This window comes from Bacillus sp. z60-11 (assembly GCF_046464135.1).
Taxonomy (GTDB): Bacteria; Bacillota; Bacilli; order Bacillales; family Bacillaceae; genus Bacillus; species Bacillus sonorensis_A.
In genome coordinates this window covers 470,168-492,022 of record NZ_JBIYSN010000003.1, presented here as the reverse complement: position 1 = coordinate 492,022, position 21,855 = coordinate 470,168, and the positions used below count along the sequence as shown (strand labels likewise).

Genomic DNA, 21,855 nt, shown 5'->3' with positions numbered 1-21,855 from the left:
ATCCTCGAACTTTATTTCATCATCGCAGCCAATTTTTCCGCAAGGACTCGGCCAATTTCGGCAAGAGGACCCGGCTGGCACAAATCTTTATGCCGGCAGTCAATATCATGCTGTTCAATTTCACCTTGAAGATATGGACGCCATGATTCCGGTTCAATCGGATCAAACCATTCCGGAATAACGGTTGATCTGAAGAATAAAAGATCCCCTTGATAGGTTTGCGGCTTATATTCGCTTAAAATGCGAACCGAATTCACATAAGTTTCTTTCAGGTTCAAAATCGCCGATTCATCAAGACTGGCAAGCGCACTGCCGTCGCGGCGCAGGATGTCGATCGCGCTGGAAAGCTCAAGCGGCTCCCCGTCAAGACTGTCCGGATCGTATCCGCCCAATGCTAAGAGAGCAACAAGCGCTTCCTGCTCATCTGGGGCATCTTTAATCGGCAGAAAATGATTCGGATAAGCATCAAGCATGACTAGAAGAGAAACGGTTTCTCCTTGCTTTTGAAGCTGTGTGGCGATGGCGTGCACAACATTGCCTCCGAGAGACCAGCCGAGAAGGCGGTAAGGGCCGGCAGGCTGAATCGTACGAATATGACGAATATAATCTGCAGCCATTTCATCCAATGTCTGCGGCAATGTTTCCTCTCTTGCAATACCTCGGGCCTGAAGGCCGTAAATCGGATATTCTTTGTTTAGAGACGTCATCAAACCGGCGTAGCACCAGCTCAATCCTCCGGCAGGGTGCACACAGAACAGAGGCGGCTCGCTGCCGCCCGCTCTCAGCGGAAGCAGAACATCTAACGCATTGTGGCTGCCGCCGGCTTCAATCCGTTCGGCAAGACCGCTGACAGTAGGAGCTGCCAACAAATCACCGATGCCCAGTTCGACGCCGAGCGCGTCGCGAATGCGGCTCATCAGCTGAACGGCGAGCAGGGAATGTCCGCCAAGCTCAAAGAAACCGTCATCGATGCCGACCCGTGGCAAATTCAAAATGTCCGCAAAAAGATCGCACAGTATCTCTTCCTGTGGTGTGCGCGGTCCTCTTCCTTTGACCGCCGCTGTAAAGTCAGGTTCTGGCAAGGCTTTGCGGTCGAGCTTGCCATTTGGGGTAAGCGGCAGGTCAGCAATATCAACAAAGGCTGAAGGCACCATGTAGTCAGGCAGTGTTCCGGCGGTATACCGGCGCAGTTCTGCCGGATCTGCCCCTGCATCTGACGCAGGAACAATATAGGCGATCAGACGCTTGTCTCCCGGCTGATCTTCCCGAACCACGACAGCCGCTTGATCCACATCATCATGCTGAACAAGCACAGCTTCAATTTCACCCAGTTCAATCCGGAAACCGCGAATTTTAATCTGCTGATCCGCGCGCCCCATATAATCTAGAGAACCATCCGGACGCCAGCGGGCCAGATCACCCGTCCGATACATCCGCGTCCCCGGAGGCCCATACGGATCGGCGACAAACCGTTCAGCCGTCAAGTCCGGTCTTCCCAAATAACCGCGCGCGAGCCCGCTTCCCGATACGTAAAGCTCCCCGGCTACACCGGGCGGAACAGGCTCAAGGCATGAATCAAGCACATATACGCCAAGATCGGGTATCCCGCAGCCGATCAGACTGTTGGCTTTTAGAGAAGCAAGCTTCCGATCAAGGGAAATGTAGCTGACATGTACCGTGGTCTCCGTGATTCCGTACATATTGATCAGTGAAGGGAAATGTTCCGGATGACGCTCATACCAGTCTTCCAGCCGGCTCAGCTCGAGTGCTTCTCCCCCGAAGATGACAAAACGCAAAGTCAATAGCTTGCCAATCTCAGGATTGTCGCGATCTGCCTGCATCAATTGATAAAATGCCGACGGCGTCTGGTTGAGCACTGTTACACCTTCATTGACAAGCAGGCGCAAAAACTCACGCGGCGAGCGGCTGATGGCGTGAGGAACGACAACAAGCCTCCCCCCTTGCAGCAGCGGGCCCCACATTTCCCAAACCGAAAAATCAAACGCATAGGAATGGAACATCGTCCAAACATCGTCTGCACCAAAATGGAACCATTGCTCTGTCGCTCCGAACAGCCGGACAACATTCTGATGCGGAATGACGACTCCTTTTGGCGTACCGGTTGAACCGGATGTATAAATGACATATGCCGGGTGGAGCGGCTGTAAAGGCTCAAGACGATCCGCGTCACTTGGATTCGTGTCAGGACAGTTTTTCAATTGCTCCATCGTGTGGCGATCATCGAGTGTGATTTGTAAAACAGCTCCTGCATCAAGATGAGAAGCAGTCTCTAAATTTGTAATGATACAAGCAGGTTCGGAACTTTTTAGCATAAAAGCGATTCGTTCAGCCGGATAATCCGGATCAAGGGGAACGTATGCCGCACCTGCTTTAAGCACAGCCAGCAGACCGATGACCATTTCAAGCGACCGCGGAAGCGCCAACGCTGCAAATTGTTCAGGGCCGATCCCTTTGGCAATCAGCAAGTGAGCCAGCCGGTTCGCCCGCTTGTTGAGTTCATCATAGGTGAGCACCCGATCCTCATAGGTGACGGCAATCGCTTCAGGATGAAGAGCGGCTTGCTTCTCAAACAGTGTCGGTAAACAGGCCTCATGCATCTGAAGCGGGGCTTTATTCCATGCGGCCAGCATCGTTCTCCGTTCTTCCGGCAGGAGGATTTCCAAGCGGCCAACCGGCTGATCGGGGTCAGCCGCGGCGGATCCGAGCAGTCTGACAAGCCTTGCAGCCAGCGCTTCAGCCGTATCGCGCTTAAACAGATCTGTACTGTATTCAAGGAATCCGGCAATCCCTGCCGGTGTTCCGTCTGAATGACGATGTTCGCGAAGCTCGATCGTCAAATCAAACTTGGCGGCGCCGACACTTCTGACTTCAAGCTGAGATTCGAGGTCTGAAAAGTCAAGCGTCGGTTCAGACGTGTTTTGAAACGCCAGCATGATTTGAAAGAGCGGATGTCTCGCACGTGACCGGGCTGGATTGAGAACTTCAACAAGGCGTTCAAAAGGAAGATCTTGATTTTCATATGCATCAAGGTTTACTTTTCGAACCCTGGAAAGGAGCTCGCGAAAGCTTGGATCACCAGATGTGTCCGTCCGGAGCACAAGCGTATTGATGAATAATCCGATCAGCTCGCCGAGCGAGTCATCGCTTCTTCCCGCGATCGGGCTGCCGATCGGAATATCGCTTCCAGCCCCCATTCTTGACAGCAGTGTGGCAAGCCCCGCCTGCAAAATCATAAACAGACTGACTCCGCTTGTGCGGGCCAAGCCGAGCAGCCGGCTGTGCAGCTCCTCATCAATGCTGAGCTGAATCGTGTCTCCGCGATAGCTTGATTCAGCCGGCCGCGGAAAATCAGCTGGAATCTCAAGCTGGTCCGGCACATTCTGTAGCGTATTTGTCCAAAATTTCAGTTGCTTTGCAATCAGACTTTCCGAATTGTCCTCGCTTCCAAGGAGACGTTTTTGCCAGAAACAATAGTCGGCATATTGTACGGCAAGCGGCTGCCACTCCGGAGCTGTCCCTTTGCAGCGGGCGTTGTAAGCCTCCGCCAAATCACGGGTCAGCGGTGTTAAAGACCAGCCGTCACCAATCATATGGTGCAGAAGCAGTAACAGAACATATTTGTTCTCTCCAAGCACGAAAAGCCGAGTACGGAACGATGGCTCTTGTGCAAGGTTAAAGGTGTATCTGACAGCTTCATTGATCGCTTCCTCCAGCTCATTTTCGTTAATGGAAGAAACATGCAGTTCAGGACGGGCTTTAGCAGGTTCTAAAATATGCTGGTACGATGTTCCTTGCCTCTCCGGAAAAATCGTTCTCAGCGGTTCATGTCGTTCTGCAATATCGCATAAAGCCCTCTCAAGCGCTTCCTGATTCAGCTTGCCCGACAAGTTGACGACGACCGGAATATTGTATGTTGGACTCGGCCCTTCCAAACAGTGTAAAAACCATAGCCGGCTCTGGGCAAAGGAAAGCGGAATTTCTTGGCGCCGCTCAACCTTCCTGAGAGCCGGACGGGCGCCCGCCGCCTGATCAAGCTGTCTGGCAAGTCCTGCAGGAGTCGGCTTATCAAATAAACGGCCGATGCCAAGCTCGGCACCCAGAACATCGCGAATACGGCTCATGAGTCTGCCGGCGAGAAGCGAATGTCCGCCAAGATCAAAAAAGCTGTCATCTATGCTGACGTGTGACAATCCGAGTACCTCAGCAAACAAATCGCATAAAATCTCTTCCTGCGGCGTTCGCGGCTCACGTCCTGCACCCTGGGCGCTCACCTCGGGAGCGGGCAGCGCCTTGCGATCCAGCTTTCCATTCGGTGTCAACGGAAGCTCGTCTAAAATGACGAATGCGGACGGCACCATATAATCAGGAAGAGCATCGCTGACATGGCGGCGAAGTTCAGCCGGATGAGGGTCCGCTTCAGGTACGGGAACGATATATGCGGTCAGGCGCGGGTCGCCCGGCCGGTCTTCACGCACGATAACAGCAGCTTGGTGAACATCACAATGGCTGGCGATCACGGCATCGATTTCCCCCGTTTCGATACGGAATCCGCGGATCTTAACTTGATGGTCTACCCTTCCGATATAGTCCAAAGAACCGTCAGAGCGCTGCCGCACGAGATCGCCTGTCCGATACATGCGGGATCCCGGCGGGCCGAAAGGATTGGCAATGAAACGCTCAGCCGTAAGATCAGGTCGGCCCAAATAACCGCGCGCCACCCCTGTACCGGCCACATAAAGCTCACCTTCCACTCCCGCTGGAACAGGCTGGAGGGCAGCATCCAGTACATATACTTGTGTGTTCCAAATCGGGCGGCCGATTGAAGGTGCTTCCTTCCGCCCATTTTCCAATGCGGCAGAGGTTGACCAAATCGTCGTCTCAGTCGGACCATAAAGGTTTGTAACCTGACAGTCCAGCTCTTGCAATTGCTGAGCAAGGGTGCTTGAAAGAGCCTCTCCTCCAACAAGCACCTTGAGTCCGCGGAGCTTTTCCGGGACGCTTGACACTAATGCATGCCACAGTGTCGGTGTTGCCTGCATGATCGTAATGTTTTGCTTATCAAGCACGTTCCCCAAAGCGCTCGGATCTTGTACAGTTTCCTTCTTCGCGATAACGAAACAGGCTCCGCTGATAAGGGGCAAATAAATTTCCAGCGCCGATATGTCAAAAGCAATCGTAGTAACCGCCAAAAGCCGGTCATGCCGCTGCAGTGCAAACGTCTCCCGCATCGATAGAAGAAAATTGCATAAGTTTTCAACCGATACGATAACACCCTTAGGCCTTCCGGTAGAACCCGACGTATAGATCATATATGCGGGATGCTGAGGCGATGTGCCGTGTCGATCATAAACAGCCGGATTGGCGGCGGAATAGCGGCTGAGTTCATCGATGACGTCATTGTCGTCAATCATCATGCTCTCGGCCTTTATATGCTCTGGTATGTTTGCTGCGGTCTCTTTGCTCGTCAAGACAAGCATCGGTTGAGCATCGCTGAGCATATAAGCGATCCGCTCAGACGGATATTCCGGGTCGATCGGCAAATATGCCGCTCCAGCCTTAAGAACGGCAAGCATGGAGATCACCATTTCCGTTGAACGCGGCAGCGCCAGTGCAACAAACCGCTCCGGTCCGGCTCCTCTTTCGATCAACAGATGGGCCAGCCGGTTCGCCCGTTCATTCAATTCGGAATAGCTGAGTACATCATCCTGGAAGACCACCGCAGGCGAGTTCGGATTTTCTTTCGCCTGCATCTCAAATAATTCAGGAAGAGTGTCATCCGGAAGTGCGTGATCTGTTTCATTCCATTTGCTAAGCGCCTGATGGCGCTCTTCAGGCAGCAGAAACTCTATTTTGCCAACAGGCATGTCCTGTCTTGCGTCGGCGAATGTTTTCAGAATAGACAGAAAACGATTCAGATGCTGCTTCAGATCATCATCATGATATACGGCGGGATTTGCATCCATATTTACCTTCATGCCGCTTCCGCCAGGCCTTCCGTAAATGTTGATCGAAATGTCGTCGACAGGCCCTGTCGCAAGATTGTGAACAACTCCGGGATGTCCGGCAAAGCTCAAACCGCCGGTAAATGGCAGCAAATTAATCTGCGGACCGAACAGACGCTGGTTTTCCCCAAGCAGTTTAAGATCGCGCCGCAGCTCTTCATGACGATAATGCTGATGACGGCGCAACTTTACGATTTCCTCAGAAATCTGCTTCATCAGGCGGGCCATTCCCATTTCCGGCTGCACAGATATACGAAGCGGCAAAAGATTCATGACCATGCCGGGAATATTCAACGAAGCCGATCCTAATCGGCACATCATCGGCAGTCCGAGCACGACATCATGCGCCCCTGTGAGACGATGGAGATAAATGGCGGCCGCGGCAATGACTGCTTCATGCCAGCTTGCTCCCAGCGAGCTGGCTGCAGACAAGAGCCGATCTGCGCTTTCTGCAGGCAGATGAACAGATTTCCGCAGAAAACTGGAAGATGTTCTCGGCGCCCGGCCGGCAAGGCTGGGTACGTCCGGTTCATCACGGAAGCGATCCAGCCAAAATCGGCGGTCCTTTTGATATTGATCTGACGAACGATACACCGACTCTTCCTTAAGAATCGAGTCAAAGGAGCCGAAGGGCCGATCATGATCAAGCGGTCGCCCTTGAACCAATGCGGTATACAATTTTGACAGCCGCTCGGCTATAAGGGCAAAACTGAATCCATCGGTTGCGATGTGATGTGCCCGGTGATACCAGAAAAAAAGATCCGGCGCCGCTTTAAAAAGCGCTTCTGTAAAAAGCGGGCCGCTGCTCAGATCGACCGGCCGGGCAAGGTCGCTGTTCATCCATTCTTGAGCGGCCTGCCGCGGATCCGGCTTTGAACTGACATCAATGAAGTGGATGTGAAAATCTGAAGGCGGAGCGATCACCTGCCAAGGCCCTTCCTCATCTTCTCCAAATCGAAGGTGCAATGTATCAGCTTCTCCGATCACTTGCCGAAGGGCTTTCTCAAAGAGCTGCTGGTCAATCGGACCGCTGATTTCTACATATTCAGCGGTATTATAGATCGGATTTTGCGGATCAAGCTGCTGTGCATACCAAATGCCGGCCTGTGCTCCGGTTAGCGGCCTGCGGTTTTCTTGATATTCAGACATGATGTCGACCTCCTTCATTGATAGTCTGCATTTGGCAGTGGTGCTTCTTTAGAGGAAGACAGCAGTCTCCACCAGTTTTCAATCGTCGGCTCCTCGGCAAGCTCAACAAATGTCACCTCTGCACCATTGCTCCGCCAGCGTTCAGCAAGGCTCATCATTCTAACCGAATCAAGCCCTCTGAAAATCAAATTCTCATTGTCCGTGATATCATCTGGTGATTCATAAAGAAGCGCAGCGATTTGTTCGCGGATCTTTTGCTTTGTCAGCATCTCCCCGGTTTGTTTGCCGTTTGCAGCACCCTGCCCGCTTTTCAGCTCGTTCAATAGATGTTCCGTGGTGATGGCGACAGCGCAGCGGTCGGCTGCATAAGAGATAGCCATTTCATGATGTTTTAAAGAAAAATCTGCGACAGCATCGCCTACAAAAAATGTTTCAATGTCTTGCATAAAGGCGTCACACGCTGTCATTAAACAGCCGATATGTGCGTAAACCCCTGTGATGATCAGCTGATCGCGGCCATGCTCTTGCAGGATGCCTAAGAGATCGGTTTTTCTAAAGGCGTTGTATCTCCACTTCGTCAAGACGATGTCGGCCTCATTCGGTTCAAGCTCGTCAACGATTTTCTGCTTGTCAGGCCCCGGACCGATTCCCGGACCCCAAAAGTCTTGGAGAAGCCCCCGCTCTTCCAGTGTTTGTCCGCCAGGCTGGGCCGTGTAAATGACCGGTATCCCAAGCTCAATACATATATCCTTCAGCATTTTAATATGTCCGAAAAGCTCTGTCATCGGAGATTCGCCTAAATTGTAAGCATCGATAAAATATTGCTGCATGTCATGAATAAGAAGTGCGGCGCGCTTCGGATCAGGTGTCCATGACACCTTGTTCTTCGGCAAATCTGACGCTTTTGGCATTGTGTACGGTAAGATGGCAGGAATGGCCATCAACATCACATCCTCTCTTTTTGATCATTTTCGCGCTTTTGGCATCATTTTTTCAGCAATGGCCGCGCGCAATGCTTTTTTGCTGACTTTTCCTACTCCCGTCTGTGGAAATGCCTCTACCATTTCCACCCGGTCAGGTATTTTATATGCGGCAAGGCCGCGCTCTCTCAGGAAGGCTTTAAGCTCTGCCGGAAGAGGAGGAGTGCTGCGCGGAATGATGTAGGCGCACGTCCTTTCCCCAAGAAACTCATCAGGCATGGAGACCACCGCTGCGTCAAGCACACCTGGATGGGCAAGAAGATGATTTTCCACCTCTTCCGCCGCGACCTTTTCTCCGCCTCTGTTGATCTGGTCTTTGGAACGCCCTTCAACAATCAGATAACCTGATGAATTGACTTTGACCAGATCGCCCGTCCGGTAAAAGCCATCGGCGGTAAAAGCTTTAGCATTGTGTTCTTCAGCTTTGTAATAGCCGCGAATCGTATACGGCCCTCTTGTCAGCAGCTCTCCTGTCTGCCCCGGCTCGACTTCGCGTCCGTTCTCATCAACGATCTTAATCTCATCAAACGGCGACATCGGCCGGCCTTGTGTATGGATTATGATGTCGTCCGGATCATCCAGTCTGGTATAGTTGACCAGACCTTCTGCCATGCCATAGACCTGCTGCAATGTGCAGCCGAACACCGGCTTTACACGGCCTGCTGCTTCGGCGCTGAATTTCGCCCCGCCGACTTGAAGAACCTGAAGACTTGTGAAGTCGTGGCGGCGCGCCGAAGCGGCTTCCAGCCAGATCAAAGCCAGCGGCGGAACAAGCGCGGTTATTGTGACGCATTCCTTTTCAATCAATGGAAAGGCTTCATCAGGGCTTGGCCCTTGAGCCAAAACGACCCGGCCTCCCGCATATAATGTTCCAAGCACACCCGGCGAGCTCAGCGGGTAGTTATGGGCCATCGGGAGCACGGCTAGATACACGCTCTTTTGATCAAGCCGGCAGATATCGGCGCTGATTCTCAGACTGTAAATATAATCATCATGTGTTCGGGGAATCAGCTTTGACAGCCCCGTACTTCCCCCTGACAATTGCAGAAAAGCGACATCGCCAGGGCTTACCTCCGGAAGATCGGCGGGAGCTGCATAAAGATCGCTGAGCGCCTGAAATTCTTCCGCATCACCGGCGACAATGACGCGGCTGAGTCCGGGAAGCTTATCGGAAACCTGTCTCGCCAGCTTGCGGTAGTCAAATCCTGAGTAAATGTCCGGAATGATATATGCGGCCGCTTCTGAAAACTCGCAAAAATACGTAATCTCGCTTTGACGGTGTGAAGGAAGGGCAAACACGGGCAGCGCTCCGATTCGAAAGAGGGCAAAACAAACCTCAAAAAATTCGGGTGTATTCGGCAGCTGTACGACGACGCGGTCTTCCTTTTGAATGCCAAGCTTTAAAAAACCAGCAGCTAAAAGGTCAGCTCTCTCATCCAACTCTTTATAGCTCAGATGGGAATCACCACATGTAATGGCGATTCGGCTGCCATGCTTGTCAGCCCGCTCCCTCAGCATCCCGCCAAATGTTTCGCCCCGCCAGCACCCCTCCTTCCGGTACTTTTCTGCAAATTCTTTCGGCCATGTCGGGCATCCCTTGAGCATATTTGATCTCCCCCTGTCATTCACTGTTCATTCCCATTGCACGAAGCATTGTGCGAAACTTTGCTGATGTCTCGGCCAGTTCGTCTTCCGGCTTTGACCCGGCGACAATTCCGGCCCCGGCAAACAGGCTAAGCGAGCATTCCTCCGCCTCGGCACAGCGGATCGTCACCACCCATTCTCCGTCTCCTTCGGCATCACACCAGCCGACCATCCCGGTGAAAAAGCCCCGTTCGAAAGGCTCAATCTCTTGAATGGCCTTTCTCGCTGCCTCTGTCGGTGTGCCGCAGACAGCCGGTGTTGGCTGAAGAGCCGCTGCTAGCGTCAACGATGAAATCGAATCGTCTCTGAGCTCTCCCGTTATTTCTGTAGACAGATGCCACATCGTTTCTGTGGTGATGAGAGACGGCTCCTCTGGAACATTCAGCGTTTTGCAGAACGGTCTGAGCCCCGAAGCGACCGCTTCTGCTACAACCGCATGTTCATGCCGGTCCTTTGCAGAAGAAAGCAATTCGGCTGCCCGCCTTTGATCTTCACGCGGATCACTGCTCCGGGGCCTCGAACCCGCCAGAGGATTGGCAGAAACACGAAGGCCGGATTTTGTGACAAGCAGCTCCGGACTGGCTCCAATCAATGTTTTAGGTGTTTCTGTATTCTGTGTGGACACATCGACGGCAAAGGTATATCCGCTGGAATTATGCCGGGTAAGACTTGACAGCAAATCTTCGATATCGATTTTTTCCGGTGATGCCAAATGCAAGGACCGGGAAAGGACGATTTTGCTGAAATCGCCTGCGGCTATGCCCGCTAATCCGCGCTTCACTCCACTCATATATTCCTCCGGTTCAGGAACCGGCTGAATCTTGTAATCATAAGCCAATGCAGCAGACTCAGGCTCATCTCCGGCAAATCTGAGCGGTCCCGCAAACCGGACCGCCTCCGGCACGGTAAGCCGCACAGGCTTTGTTTCATCAAAAGGGACAGCTCCGACTAAGAGCGGGCGGCTTTGTCCCGCCTGTTTGGCTTGTTTGAGAAGCGCCGCAGCCCGCTGAGCCAGATTTTCCATTTGGTTCAAGCCCTCCGCTTCAGAAACTGCGGCAAACACGCCTTCCGCAAGGATGGTTCGCTCAGGAGAAGAAAAAAAGAATGAATTCCCTGTCCGATATTCCTTTAAAAGCTCTTCAGCAGGCGCTTCAGAGACAATATCACGTTCCATCATTATCAAAACCTCCTTTAATTTCAGGTCAGGCCCCCAGAGTGGCTCCCCCATCAACACGCAAATCATGCATCGTTATGTGGCTAGCCCGGTCAGACAGCAAGAAAACTACGGCATTTGCAATATCCGAAGGATAAGCTAACTTCCCGAGCGGAATCCCTGTCTTAAATGTTTGAAGCGATCCGGCAATGACGTCCTGAGCGGCGTCTTCATCCGGCCAAAGCGCCCTTTGCATCGACGTATCCGTCGATCCTGGTGAAACGATATTGCAGCGGATATTGTACTCGGCAAGCTCAAGCGCGAGACACTTCGTAAACATTAAAGCCGCCGCCTTGGATGCCGCATACGCAGACATCTGTATTCTCGGTACAGCCGCTGCATTGGAACCGACGGTCACAATTGAACCGTTTCGGCGCGGAATCATACGGCCGGCAACTGAACGGGAGACGTTAAAAACGCCGGTGACATTGACATGAAACGTCTTCTCCCAATCTTCATCACGAAATGATGCGATCAAGCCGGTTCTCAAGATTCCCGCCACATTGACCAGCATGTCGATCGGGCCAAGATCACGCTCCACCTTGTCCACAAGCTGTTGAACGGCGGCGCTGTCACCCACATCAACGACAAAACCGGCAGAGTGAAAACCTTTTCTCTCCAGATCTTTCACAAGCTCATGAAGCCCTTCCCCATTTTGATCTGCTGCCGCTACAATGACTCCTAGTTCTGCAAGCGTCCGGACCACCGCTTCGCCAATTCCCTGGGAAGCCCCGGTGACTAAAGCAACCTTGCCTTTCACACTTATCATTCCCTTTCTGAAATCCGAATCACAGCAATAAATGATAATGATAATCATTATCGTTTAAAAATATAATATACCAGTAAATGCTAACGGTCAAATCCTTTTCCGCAGGCTGCTATGGTATATTTCTCAATCTGTCTATTCTTCTTATGATGAAAACCCGGGCGCAGCTTCTGCGCCCGGGTTTGCGCATCAGCCCCGTCCCTCAGGGCTTAACGCAAACCGCAATGCTCTATTGATCAGAACCGGCAAAACCGATATGTGGCCTTCTCCCGCAAATTCATGAAACTCCGCATGAACCCCGTGGCTTTCAAAGGCCGATAAACGCGAAGCCAGCCGTTCCGCATTGTCATTCATCCCGCTTTTATGCGTCTTTTCGAGTTCTCCCGCTCCAAGCAGAACATTGACGTTGACACCGGTCTTTTCCAATCGGGAAACAAAATCACAATCTTCGTCAAAAAAAGACGGGTTCCAATGAATGGACGGACTGCCGGCAATGTATGTCTGAAATAAATCTGGCTTTTTATACAGAACTTGCAGGACAAAAAGACCGCCAAGGGAATGGCCGAAAATCGCCTGCCTCTTCCGATCAACGGAAAAATCGTGTTCGATCATAGGCTTGACCCGTTCTTCAATGAACGTCAAAAAAGCTTCGGCTCCGCCCGGCTCAGGCCACCCCTTTCCATCAGGCCTTTGAGGCAGATCTCTCACTGAAACCGGCAGCGTAAAATCATAATAGCGGCCCGGATCAAATGGAGCATCCGTCTCATAGCCGATACCGACGATAACCGCCGGCACAACCCCGGTTTTGTCGGGACGGCGGGCTTGAACCCGCACCGCCTCGACCATCGTTCCGAACACTGAATTGGCATCAAGCAGATAGATGACCGGAAACCCCTCGGGAGGCGCTTCTCCAACCGGTTTAGCGATCAAAATCCGGTAGGTGCGTTTCCCGTCTATTGACTGCATCAGACGCTGCTCTGTACCGGGGATCGTCACCGGCGCAGCTTTGCCGGTCTGATCATGTTTCTCTTGGACCAAAAGGTTTCCCCTCCCCCTCTATGAGAAAAGAGACAGTTAATGAACCGTCTTTTTCTGTTTAAACAGCAAGTATAAGAAATAAGGCACACCGAAAATGGCGAGAATAATCCCCGCAGGAACCTCTGACGGCTGGAACAGCAATTTGCCGGCAAAATCGGCGCACAGCACGAGAAACATGCCGACGAGTCCGCTTAACAGCAATGAATGACGGTGCAGAACCCCCGCCAGCCTCCGGGCAATATGCGGGGCAATTAAACCGACAAAACCCATGCTGCCCGATATCGCCACACACGCGCTAATAATTCCGACACAAGCAATAAGCAGCACGATTTTTTCAAAGTTCGCAGATACGCCAAGGCTTTTAACGGTATCTTCATGAAACCGAATCGTATCGAGAAGGTTGCTCTTTGCGATCAGAAACGGAATCAACAGCAGAAGCCATGGCAGTGCGGCTTGTATATACGTCCAGTTCGCCGACCAGATGCTGCCGTTTTTCCAAACCATCGCCATTTCATGATCATTGGGATTCATCTTCAATGACAGGTACAGCGAGACAGCGCTGAAACCTGAATTGATGGCTATCCCGACAAGAATGATCCGGCCCGAGTCCAAATTTCCGCCGTGCCAGGCAAAGATAAAAATGAAAACCGCCGCCAAAATCCCGCCGATCAAGCCGAACAACGGCATTCCCATAGCGGTCAGAAGGCTAGATGCTTCCGTCTGGCCTTGAAACAGCAGCATATAGCCGACAATGGCCGCGCCGGCCCCGGCGTTTATCCCCATGATGCCTGGGTCAGCAAGTCCATTTCTGGTCATCGCTTGAATCACGGACCCGGCAATCCCGAGGCCAAGGCCGACAAGAGCAGCCGTCACAATCCGCGGAAGCCTTAAGTCAAACAGCAGGATGCTGTATTGCTCATTCGGATTGATTTGAAAAAGTGTCGATAACAGCTCCACGGGATGGACGGAAAACGCCCCTATTGTGATGCTGAAATAACAAACCGCAAGAATCAGGACAATGAAAACGGCATAGATGGCCGCTACTTTTTTAGGCACGCTGCTCCCCTCCTTTTCGCTTAATCAAATAAAGGAAGAAAGGAACGCCGATAATGGAGGTGACAACTTCAATCGGTGTCTCAAATGGGTAATTGATCAGCCTGCTGGCAATATCGGCCATTGTCAAAAAGATTCCGCCGATGATGCAGGAACAAGGAATGAGACGACTGTAGTCCGAACCGACGAGAAAACGGGTAATGTGCGGTACGACGAGGCCGACGAAGGCGATTTTCCCGGCCAAGGCGACGGAACTTCCCGTCAGAACCACAACCGCAGCCATCGCAGCCAGCTTGACGGCCCTCTTCTGCTGTCCAAGGCTTTCGGATATATCGTCCCCCAATGATAAAGCCGTCACTTTCCTGCCGAGAAAAAGAGCCAGGATGATGCCGAACGTCAAAAAAGGCACCGCATATTTCAAAAGATCAGGACTCATTTGATGCAGCCTTGCACTGTACCAAAAACTGACATCCTGGGATATTTGAAAATATATCGACATCGCCGCTGACACACTGCTCAACAGCATGCTTGTGACCGTACCGATAATAGCAAGCTGAACGGGCATAAAACCGTTCGGAATCACCGCTGCCAGGCCGAAGACAAGCCCCGCCCCGACAGCGGAGCCGATAAATGAATATCCCATCATTTCCAGAGACGATGATTGCGGAATCAACACCATCAAGAGCGTGATCATGAAGGCTGAACCATCGGAAACCCCCATAATCGAAGGAGAAGCCAGATAGTTCCGGGTGATCCCCTGCATCAGCGCCCCGGATACGGCCAGCGCCGCTCCGATCAGGAGGGCGCCGGCGGCACGGGGCAGGCGGGAATGCCAGATGATCTGATGATCTGTATTGTTCGGGTCAAAATGCAGAAGTGCCGAAAAAATCACTTCCGGCTGAAGCTGCTTTGCGCCGCAGCATATCGACAGAAAAACAGCCAGTACCGCGGCAAACGGAGCTGCGATCATAATGATGCGCGTCATTCGCTTTGAAGAATCCATAATTGAAAAACCTTTTCTATATTAGTTTTGCGACAATTTCTCTGATGCAGCTTTTAAAAATTGTACTTTGCTCCACGCTGTTCCTCCCTGTGCGAGCGGATCTACGGCATTGACAAATACATGGTCTTCTTTAACTGCCGTGATACTTTTCCAAATTGGATTTTTCTCCAGATCTTTCAGCGCATTCGGCTTATCCGCGTTTTCATCATCGGAAAATTGAACAAACATATAATCCGGATTCATCTCGCTTAGTTTTTCAAGTGAAATCAGTTCCTGGGCTTTGGCTGCCTTTACTTCGTCCGGAGCCGTGAATCCGAGCTCACCGTATAAGGTGGAGTTGAAAAACATGTTTTCCGGATAGATAAATACGTTTCCTTGTCTGATGCGAACAACGACAACTTTTTTATCCTTTACGGTTTTCTCAAATTCGGTTTTTGTTTCTTTTAGGTCTTTCTCATAATCTGAAATGATCTGTTTTGCTTCATCCTCTTTCCCGGTCAGTTCAGCCAATAGGTTTAAATTGTCTTTCCAGTTGGATGAAACGTGTGTCACAGGAATCGTCGTAGCGATGTTATCAAGCTTTTTCACCACTTTTTCGGGAAACTTTGTTGAAGCGAGGATAACATCCGGCTTCAGCTCAAGGATTTTTTCCAGATTCGGTTCGGTTTTTTCACCGATGGCAGTTGCTTGATCCGTGATGCTTTTAAACAGCTCCGGGAATTTCCCTGAGAAGGAAATCGCACCGGCCGGATGAACATCGAGCAGCTTGGCGTCTTCCATCGATTCCACACTTCCCGTAATGACGATTTTGTCAGCCGGGACTTTCACCTTATATGTATGATCGAGGTATTGGATGCTTTTCTCAGCTGATTCGGAGCTCTTTGCATCACCGCTCGCCTTTTCTTTGCTGTTCCCGCATCCTGCCGCAGCAAAAGCGAAAAGCAGAATCAATATAAAAAACGAAATTTTTTTCATTTACTAAAGACCCCCTGATTTAATTGATAACTATTATCAATTAAAATTATAGGAAAGCCTTCTCGATAACACCATGGACAATATCCGGCAATTAAAATGAATTTTTTCCGGACAACAGGCTGGCAGCCTGGCGAACAATCCGGCCATGGCTGCAGGCGGAATATTCACGCCAAGGATCAGATTTTACTTGATAGACCTGCTGCTGGCGCACAGCCTTCAAGTCCTGCCACTGAGCCGACTGCTGCATCTGCTGGTAAAATGCCAGTGTTTCCGGCTCCTTGAAAAGAAAGATCATGATGAAATCAGGCTGACAGGCCGCAATCGTTTCCAGAGAAATCACCCGGTCTGTCGGCTCCTTCAATGAAACTGCCGGCTGAAAGCCCAAGTCGCCAAAGAACACATCACTGACTGAGCGGTTATGAGCGAGGTAAATATCCTGCTTATGAAGCCGTAAAAACAAAAAGGTCTGTCCCCCGCATCGCGGATCAAGCTGCTTTTTCACCGTTTCCGTCTGCCGCTCATAGGACGCCAGCCATTTGCGGGCTTCCGCTTCTTCATTCAGATGTGAAGCCGTCAGCATGAAATGTGTCCCCCAGTCTTCCTCTGAGGGGAGATAGATGACATCGGTTATCTGATCCAGCTGCTCACGTTCTTCTTTTGAGACGCTGTCCATGCTGATGATCAGCTCCGGGGCGGCCTCGGACAATGTGCTCAAGTTTTCCTCCCATGGTTCATGGTAGCGGTATGCGCTGAGATGCACCGGAATATCCGCGGCATAATGCTTATAATAATAGGATGTCCACTTCGGGTGCAGCGGGGCGGCATAAGGTATGAGATGGAGCGGAATGAGCTGTCCGATCGTGTTCTGTCCGTAAGCGGCCAATTTCCTGCGCCTTTTTTTCATGTAAACCGTCGGCGATAAACCGGTGTGCTTTTTAAATGTGCGGCTGAAATAAAATTCATCCTGGTAGCCTGTTTGACCTGCAATTTCCCTCAGTTTGTAACTGGATTTGGCCATCAGCTGTTTCGCTTTGGTCATCCTCATTTCCGTGATGAACTCGGTCACGCTTTGCCCGTACAGCTTTTTGAATGTTTCGCTGTAATGCTTCGCGCTGATTCCGGCCATTTGCGCCAGCTGGTCGAGGGTGATGTGAGCATCTGAATGGGCTTGAATATATTCCTTTGTTTTGGCGATTGCTGATGCCGTATCTGCGGGATGAACCAGTTTTGCAGAGTAGATGTCGTATAGAAGAAGCTGCAGTTCAGCCTGGCACTTCATCTCCTGAAGCCCCGAAGAGGCCGACCATAAAGCGTGAAGTTCCTGAAGACGGGAAGCAAGATTTCCGACCGGATGAACATTCATCATCTGCAGATCGGAAAAGACGTCGGGATTCGTGTCCGCCACCAGTGTTTGCCGCTGTTCGTCACAAACATACGCCTGCAGCCTGATGAGATACATACTGATTTCATCCGATGAAGCCGTAATCCCGAACGTTTCATAAGGTGGGCAAATATAAAGCGTTTCTTTGTGAAGCGGACTTCCCGCCGTTTGAATGTCGATTCTTCCTTCTCCCTTTAAAAGAAATATAAAGACGAAAGAATCAGCAAGCTGCTGTTCATTTGGAAGGTCGCCGGTTTTTTTGATATGTTCGATTTGGACGAGACGATAGATATACGAGGATTTCATGGAAAACCGCCTTTCTAAAAACCAATCAAATATCATCCTGAAAATAAAAAAGCCCCCCTGAACAAAATATGGTAAATTGGTTGCGGACAAGCCTACAAAATACCAGTTTGCGAGGTGCATTTTCACAGTCAAATATAGCTGAATTTGCTTCTTACGATTTACTATAACACAATCTTTTTTTTTGTGGAATAACATATGCAGACCATTGGCGTTCTTTAAAATATATTTAAAAATTTATATTTATCATTCCAATCATCTTTTCACTCGTGTATAAAAGAAATGTATTCATCATCCATTTTTGAAAGGTGTGAACCAGCATATTGGAAATTTCGGAAGTCATGAAAAAATATCTTCAGACAATCGCTAAGTGGGGAAAACCGACGGGCGTCTTGATGATCATCGCCGGCGGCCTTTTTGCATTATTCGGCCTGCCTTTATATGTCATCGGCTCAGTCCCCGGAATTTTGTTAATTGTTTCGGGAACCTTTTTGTTTAAATCCGCGGACGCCGCTGCGAAAATAAGGGAAAAACCGGCGGCGGAAATGAGCGAAGCTTTTTTGGAGCACTACGCTAAGTTTCTGAAGTGGCAGTTGTTCCACCTCATCGCAGCCATTGTAATCATTCTATTGATCATTTTCGCTTTTCTGATTCTTGTGGTGATGGGGGTCATGACTGAGCTTCACTTCAGGACACAGCTATAAGATAAAACGGCCTTTAGTCAGGCCGTTTTATTATTCCGCTTCACCGACAACAGTGAAACGTTCATTGATATGTTCGCCTTTTTCAGCTTCATCGACAACTGCAATGGCGTAGTCTGCATAACTGACATAGCTTTCGCCGGCGGTGTTGACAATCAAGTTTTCCCGGCCTTTTTTGTATGCCCCCGTCCGTTTTCCTTCCGGATTGAAGAAGGCCGCCGGACTGATGAATGTCCATTTCAACCCGTTCGCTTCTTTTAAATCCTCAAGATTTTGACCTTGATTTTTTGCCGTTGGCCAGTATTCTTTAGGGAAGTCAGGCGTCTCATAAAGCCGGGTTGTTTTTTCTTCATCGACATAAAGGCTGCCCGCTCCTCCAACGACGATTAATCTCGTTTCAGGAACGTGCTGAAACAGTTCGATCAGCTTTCTTCCCGCTTCAACATGTAGATGCTCCTGCCCCGGGGCCGCTCCAAATGCGTTGACGACAACATCAAGGTCTCTGATATCGTCAGGTGTCAGAGCAAAAACGTCTTTTTCAATGACGGCTGCTCCGCTTTGTGCGATCTTGGATGCGTTTCTGACAATTGCCGTCACGTCATGTCCCCTTTCCGCCGCTTCTTTTAAAATCAGGCTGCCCGCTTTGCCGCTTGCTCCGATAATACCGATTTTCATGATAAATACCTCCATTTTTCTTTTGTAACTTATTTTGTTACATGTAAGCGGTGAAAAATCATCTCTTGTTTAAAAGAGATGAGTTAATACGTCTTTAAGAGACTTGCTCGCCAATTCATTCTCCATCGCCTGCTGGACGCTGTGAAATGTTTGGTCAAGCGTTGCTTGAATTTGCTTGCCGACCGGGCAGTTTGGATTCGGTTTTTCATGAATCGCAAATAGCTCTTCCTGCGGTTGAACCGCCCGATAAATATCCAGGAGCGAAATTTCTGCGGGATCTCTTTTCAAGCTTGCTCCGGCTACTCCGGGCCGCGACGAAAGAATATCAGCTTTTTTCAGCTGACTGATCATGCGCCTGATCACAACCGGATTTGTATTGACGCTGGCTGCGATCATTTCTGAAGATTCCCGCGGATTCGCTGCGATCAAGGACAAAATATGAATGGCCACTGAAAGACGGGTGTTTACCATATGATTTCACCACCGATGTAATAATTATAGTTACAGGTATATTTTTTGTCAACTCCTATCTTATACTTTCTTTTTTCTAGAATAAACAGTTATTTTCTTTTGAAACCTATTCGTCTCACCATTCGTACCTATACTAGAAGGGAGTGTTTTCCAATGAAAGATATCCAGGAAGGAAAAGCGGCCATCCAAAGCCGGCTTGAACCGGATGAAGAAGTGAAGGCATCCATTCTTTGCACTTATAATGCGAAAATGTACGCTCATGCCTCGCCTTACAGAGGCATTCTTGCGGCGACGGACAAACGGCTGCTGTTTTACTCTTCCCTGTTTGGGTCGCCATTTTTCCTTGACATCCGCTATGATGCGATTTCATCTTTCCGCCGTGAGAAAGGGCTTGTGACACGCGGAGAGCATATTGTGGTGATGAACGCCGGAGAACGGGAAGCTTTTCAATATTTTAACGGGTGTGATCATTTAGACACGTTTATCAAAGCCGTACAAAAGTTGGACCGGCTTCCCCAACATATCATGCACGTTTAAAGCCGTCGGGGGCTTTCCTCCCCGACTTTCCGCTTCCATCTGGACAACGCTAATGGTTGGTTTCATACTTTTCCCCATACTTCAGCACTTGATAAATCGCCATGCCGTCTGAAAGATGATTTTCTGAATATCTCACAGGAATCAGAGCAAACACTAAGTAATAGGTTGAAAAATAAACAAACTGATAGAGAAAAATACTTTCTGCCAAAATATCATGTATGATCAGCGAATTCACAATAAAGATAGACGCCAAATTAAATATGGCCCCTCCCGCATAAATCAGCGCATGTGTATACCGGTTATCATATTTTAAATCACTGTAATTGCAAAATGAATCCATAAAATAAATGCTCCTGATCTGAATCACCCCTATCTTGATCAGCTTCTTTCCCATCCCGACCTCCAGATCAGGCTTGCCTCCAAAAATCAGCACCATAAAACTGTGGCCAAGGGCGTGAAGGACAGAGACAGCGGGAAAGACGAGCAAAAAAGACCAAAAGAATGTGATGATATCGCGAAATCCAAACATCAAACCACCCTTTCTTCTGCAAATGTTTTTTAAACTTTTCCTCCCGCTTCTTTTTTTAAACCTCGGGATACACACAGAAAAGGAAGCAAACATTGTTTGCTTCCTCCAGATTGTGACAAAATCGTAAAACGGTTTAAAGTTTTACGATTTTGTCATCCTTTCAGCGTGACCCTCAACCCTTGCAGTCTAGGAAGGGCGAGCATCGGAGCAGACTTTCACAGGATGTGATGACGGCGGCGTTCAGGCAGGACGCCTGCACAATAGCCGTCGATCCTCGTTATTATTATTCGTGAGCACCGACTTAACAGGCCTGACAACGAATGCGAGGGTTTGTCGACACGCTGAAGGAGCAAACATTGTTTGCTTCCTCCTGAACCGGTTTCACCCGCCGATATAAGACATTTCAACCTTTTTCCTCGGCTCCGCTTTTGATAAGGCGCGGTCAAGGGAATATTGATCCGCACGGCTGAGCCAAACCGACCGGATCGCCTCGATAAGCTCCTGATCGGTTTGTCCGCTTCTGACCAATGTTCTTAGATCATAGCCGCTTGACGCAAACAGGCATGTAAAAAGCTCTCCTTTCGCCGACAGCCTTGCCCTGTTGCATGTCGCGCAGAAAGCATCGGAGACTGAAGAGATAAACCCGATTTCTCCGGAGCCATCCCGATAACGGTACCGTTTCGCCACTTCTCCTTTGTAATTCGGATCGATCGGTTCAATCGGCATGTCTTCGTTGAGAATATGGATAATATCAGCTTTGGTGACGACCGACTGCCGATTCCATTCATTCGTATTGCCGACATCCATAAATTCGATGAATCGCAAAATATGGCCTTTTTCTTTAAAGTAGCGGGCCATCGGCAGGATATCTTTTTCATTGACGCCTTTTTGTACGACCATATTGATCTTGATACCGAGCCCGGCTTGTTTTGCAGCTTCAATGCCTTCAAGAACTTTGCCGACGGAGACCCCTCTTCCGTTTATCGTTTTAAAGCGTTCATCATCAAGTGAATCAAGGCTGATCGTGACCCGCTTCAGACCGGCTTGTTTAAGCTTTTCGGCATAGATGGGCAACAGGACGCCGTTCGTTGTCATCGCAATATCGCGAAGCCCCGGTATGCGGGACAGCTTTCCGACCAGCTCGGGCATATCCTTTCTCATCAGCGGTTCTCCGCCTGTAAGCCGGATTTTTTCAACACCGAACGAATGGACAAACAGCTTCGCCAAACGTTCAAGTTCTTCAAAGGAAAGGAGCTCATTCTTCGGCAAAAACGGAAAATCCTTTCCGAAAATTTCGGCAGGCATGCAATACGTACACCGGAAGTTGCAGCGATCGGTGACGGAAATTCTCAAATCCCGAAGAGGCCGGTCTTTCTGATCCAAAATAGGGTTCTTGTTGGCGGTCATTAGCATT

At 50.0% G+C, this 21,855-nt stretch carries 16 protein-coding genes; 2 read left to right on the top strand and 14 right to left on the bottom strand.

Annotation, left to right across the window (positions count from 1 at the left end):
• Positions 1-11 precede the first annotated feature (11 nt).
• From ACINLD_RS12265 to ACINLD_RS12220, 10 genes are all read right to left on the bottom strand, one after another.
• The gene (locus ACINLD_RS12265) at positions 12-7,172 is read right to left on the bottom strand and encodes an amino acid adenylation domain-containing protein (protein ID WP_410207012.1); all 7,161 of its coding nucleotides are present in this window, start codon (positions 7,170-7,172) and stop codon (positions 12-14) included.
• Between the two features lie 14 nt (positions 7,173-7,186).
• Positions 7,187-8,113: an isochorismatase family protein gene (locus ACINLD_RS12260; RefSeq protein ID WP_410207015.1), complete on the bottom strand. Its 927-nt coding sequence runs from the start codon at positions 8,111-8,113 to the stop codon at positions 7,187-7,189.
• 24 nt (positions 8,114-8,137) lie between these two features.
• Positions 8,138-9,757 (bottom strand): (2,3-dihydroxybenzoyl)adenylate synthase, encoded by a 1,620-nt coding sequence (locus ACINLD_RS12255; RefSeq protein ID WP_410207011.1) that lies wholly within the window; start codon positions 9,755-9,757, stop codon positions 8,138-8,140.
• 16 nt (positions 9,758-9,773) lie between these two features.
• Positions 9,774-10,973 carry an isochorismate synthase DhbC gene (gene dhbC, locus ACINLD_RS12250; RefSeq protein WP_410207010.1) on the bottom strand — a complete coding sequence of 400 codons (1,200 nt, stop codon included), beginning with the start codon at positions 10,971-10,973 and terminating at the stop codon, positions 9,774-9,776.
• A gap of 25 nt (positions 10,974-10,998) precedes the next feature.
• Positions 10,999-11,778 carry a 2,3-dihydro-2,3-dihydroxybenzoate dehydrogenase gene (locus ACINLD_RS12245; protein ID WP_410207009.1) on the bottom strand — a complete coding sequence of 260 codons (780 nt, stop codon included), beginning with the start codon at positions 11,776-11,778 and terminating at the stop codon, positions 10,999-11,001.
• Between the two features lie 186 nt (positions 11,779-11,964).
• A complete protein-coding gene (locus ACINLD_RS12240) occupies positions 11,965-12,813 on the bottom strand; it encodes an alpha/beta hydrolase (protein ID WP_409444362.1) in 849 nt (282 codons plus the stop codon).
• Positions 12,814-12,849: 36 nt separating this feature from the next.
• Positions 12,850-13,869, bottom strand: coding sequence for a FecCD family ABC transporter permease (locus ACINLD_RS12235; RefSeq protein ID WP_026589061.1), 1,020 nt, complete (start codon positions 13,867-13,869; stop codon positions 12,850-12,852).
• Positions 13,862-14,869, bottom strand: coding sequence for a FecCD family ABC transporter permease (locus tag ACINLD_RS12230; protein WP_410207008.1), 1,008 nt, complete (start codon positions 14,867-14,869; stop codon positions 13,862-13,864). The genes ACINLD_RS12235 and ACINLD_RS12230 overlap by 8 nt, the downstream gene beginning before the upstream one ends.
• A 21-nt stretch (positions 14,870-14,890) precedes the next feature.
• Positions 14,891-15,844 carry an ABC transporter substrate-binding protein gene (locus ACINLD_RS12225; protein WP_026589063.1) on the bottom strand — a complete coding sequence of 318 codons (954 nt, stop codon included), beginning with the start codon at positions 15,842-15,844 and terminating at the stop codon, positions 14,891-14,893.
• Between the two features lie 91 nt (positions 15,845-15,935).
• Positions 15,936-17,531 carry an AraC family transcriptional regulator gene (locus ACINLD_RS12220; protein WP_409444363.1) on the bottom strand — a complete coding sequence of 532 codons (1,596 nt, stop codon included), beginning with the start codon at positions 17,529-17,531 and terminating at the stop codon, positions 15,936-15,938.
• Between the two features lie 320 nt (positions 17,532-17,851).
• Here ACINLD_RS12220 and ACINLD_RS12215 point away from each other — a divergent pair, with 320 nt between their 5' ends.
• A complete protein-coding gene (locus tag ACINLD_RS12215; protein ID WP_026589065.1) occupies positions 17,852-18,232 on the top strand; it encodes a DUF5362 family protein in 381 nt (126 codons plus the stop codon).
• A 30-nt stretch (positions 18,233-18,262) separates the two neighbouring features.
• Here ACINLD_RS12215 and ACINLD_RS12210 read toward each other — a convergent pair whose 3' ends face one another.
• Positions 18,263-18,904, bottom strand: a complete 642-nt coding sequence (locus ACINLD_RS12210) for an NAD(P)-dependent oxidoreductase (protein WP_026589066.1) — start codon at positions 18,902-18,904, stop codon at positions 18,263-18,265.
• 69 nt (positions 18,905-18,973) lie between these two features.
• Positions 18,974-19,375 carry an Rrf2 family transcriptional regulator gene (locus ACINLD_RS12205; protein WP_026589067.1) on the bottom strand — a complete coding sequence of 134 codons (402 nt, stop codon included), beginning with the start codon at positions 19,373-19,375 and terminating at the stop codon, positions 18,974-18,976.
• A gap of 153 nt (positions 19,376-19,528) precedes the next feature.
• Between ACINLD_RS12205 and ACINLD_RS12200 the strand changes: the two genes are divergently transcribed.
• Complete coding sequence (locus tag ACINLD_RS12200) at positions 19,529-19,912, top strand: GRAM domain-containing protein (RefSeq protein WP_256860293.1); 384 nt, start codon at positions 19,529-19,531, stop codon at positions 19,910-19,912.
• 49 nt (positions 19,913-19,961) lie between these two features.
• Here ACINLD_RS12200 and ACINLD_RS12195 read toward each other — a convergent pair whose 3' ends face one another.
• Entirely contained in the window at positions 19,962-20,441 is a 480-nt protein-coding gene (locus tag ACINLD_RS12195) for a hypothetical protein (RefSeq protein WP_026589069.1), read from the bottom strand.
• A gap of 381 nt (positions 20,442-20,822) precedes the next feature.
• On the bottom strand, positions 20,823-21,848 hold the full coding sequence (gene moaA, locus ACINLD_RS12190) for a GTP 3',8-cyclase MoaA (RefSeq protein WP_026589070.1): 1,026 nt from the start codon (positions 21,846-21,848) through the stop codon (positions 20,823-20,825).
• Positions 21,849-21,855 lie beyond the last annotated feature (7 nt).

Coding starts and splice junctions, on each gene's coding strand:
- ACINLD_RS12265 (WP_410207012.1), bottom strand. CDS start 7,172: ATGTCTGAATATCAAGAAAACCGCAGGCCGCTAACCGGAGCACAGGCC.
- ACINLD_RS12260 (WP_410207015.1), bottom strand. CDS start 8,113: ATGGCCATTCCTGCCATCTTACCGTACACAATGCCAAAAGCGTCAGAT.
- ACINLD_RS12255 (WP_410207011.1), bottom strand. CDS start 9,757: ATGCTCAAGGGATGCCCGACATGGCCGAAAGAATTTGCAGAAAAGTAC.
- dhbC (WP_410207010.1), bottom strand. CDS start 10,973: ATGATGGAACGTGATATTGTCTCTGAAGCGCCTGCTGAAGAGCTTTTA.
- ACINLD_RS12245 (WP_410207009.1), bottom strand. CDS start 11,778: ATGATAAGTGTGAAAGGCAAGGTTGCTTTAGTCACCGGGGCTTCCCAG.
- ACINLD_RS12230 (WP_410207008.1), bottom strand. CDS start 14,869: ATGGATTCTTCAAAGCGAATGACGCGCATCATTATGATCGCAGCTCCG.
- ACINLD_RS12225 (WP_026589063.1), bottom strand. CDS start 15,844: ATGAAAAAAATTTCGTTTTTTATATTGATTCTGCTTTTCGCTTTTGCT.
- ACINLD_RS12220 (WP_409444363.1), bottom strand. CDS start 17,531: ATGAAATCCTCGTATATCTATCGTCTCGTCCAAATCGAACATATCAAA.
- ACINLD_RS12210 (WP_026589066.1), bottom strand. CDS start 18,904: ATGAAAATCGGTATTATCGGAGCAAGCGGCAAAGCGGGCAGCCTGATT.
- ACINLD_RS12205 (WP_026589067.1), bottom strand. CDS start 19,375: ATGGTAAACACCCGTCTTTCAGTGGCCATTCATATTTTGTCCTTGATC.
- ACINLD_RS12200 (WP_256860293.1), top strand. CDS start 19,529: ATGAAAGATATCCAGGAAGGAAAAGCGGCCATCCAAAGCCGGCTTGAA.
- ACINLD_RS12195 (WP_026589069.1), bottom strand. CDS start 20,441: ATGTTTGGATTTCGCGATATCATCACATTCTTTTGGTCTTTTTTGCTC.
- moaA (WP_026589070.1), bottom strand. CDS start 21,848: ATGACCGCCAACAAGAACCCTATTTTGGATCAGAAAGACCGGCCTCTT.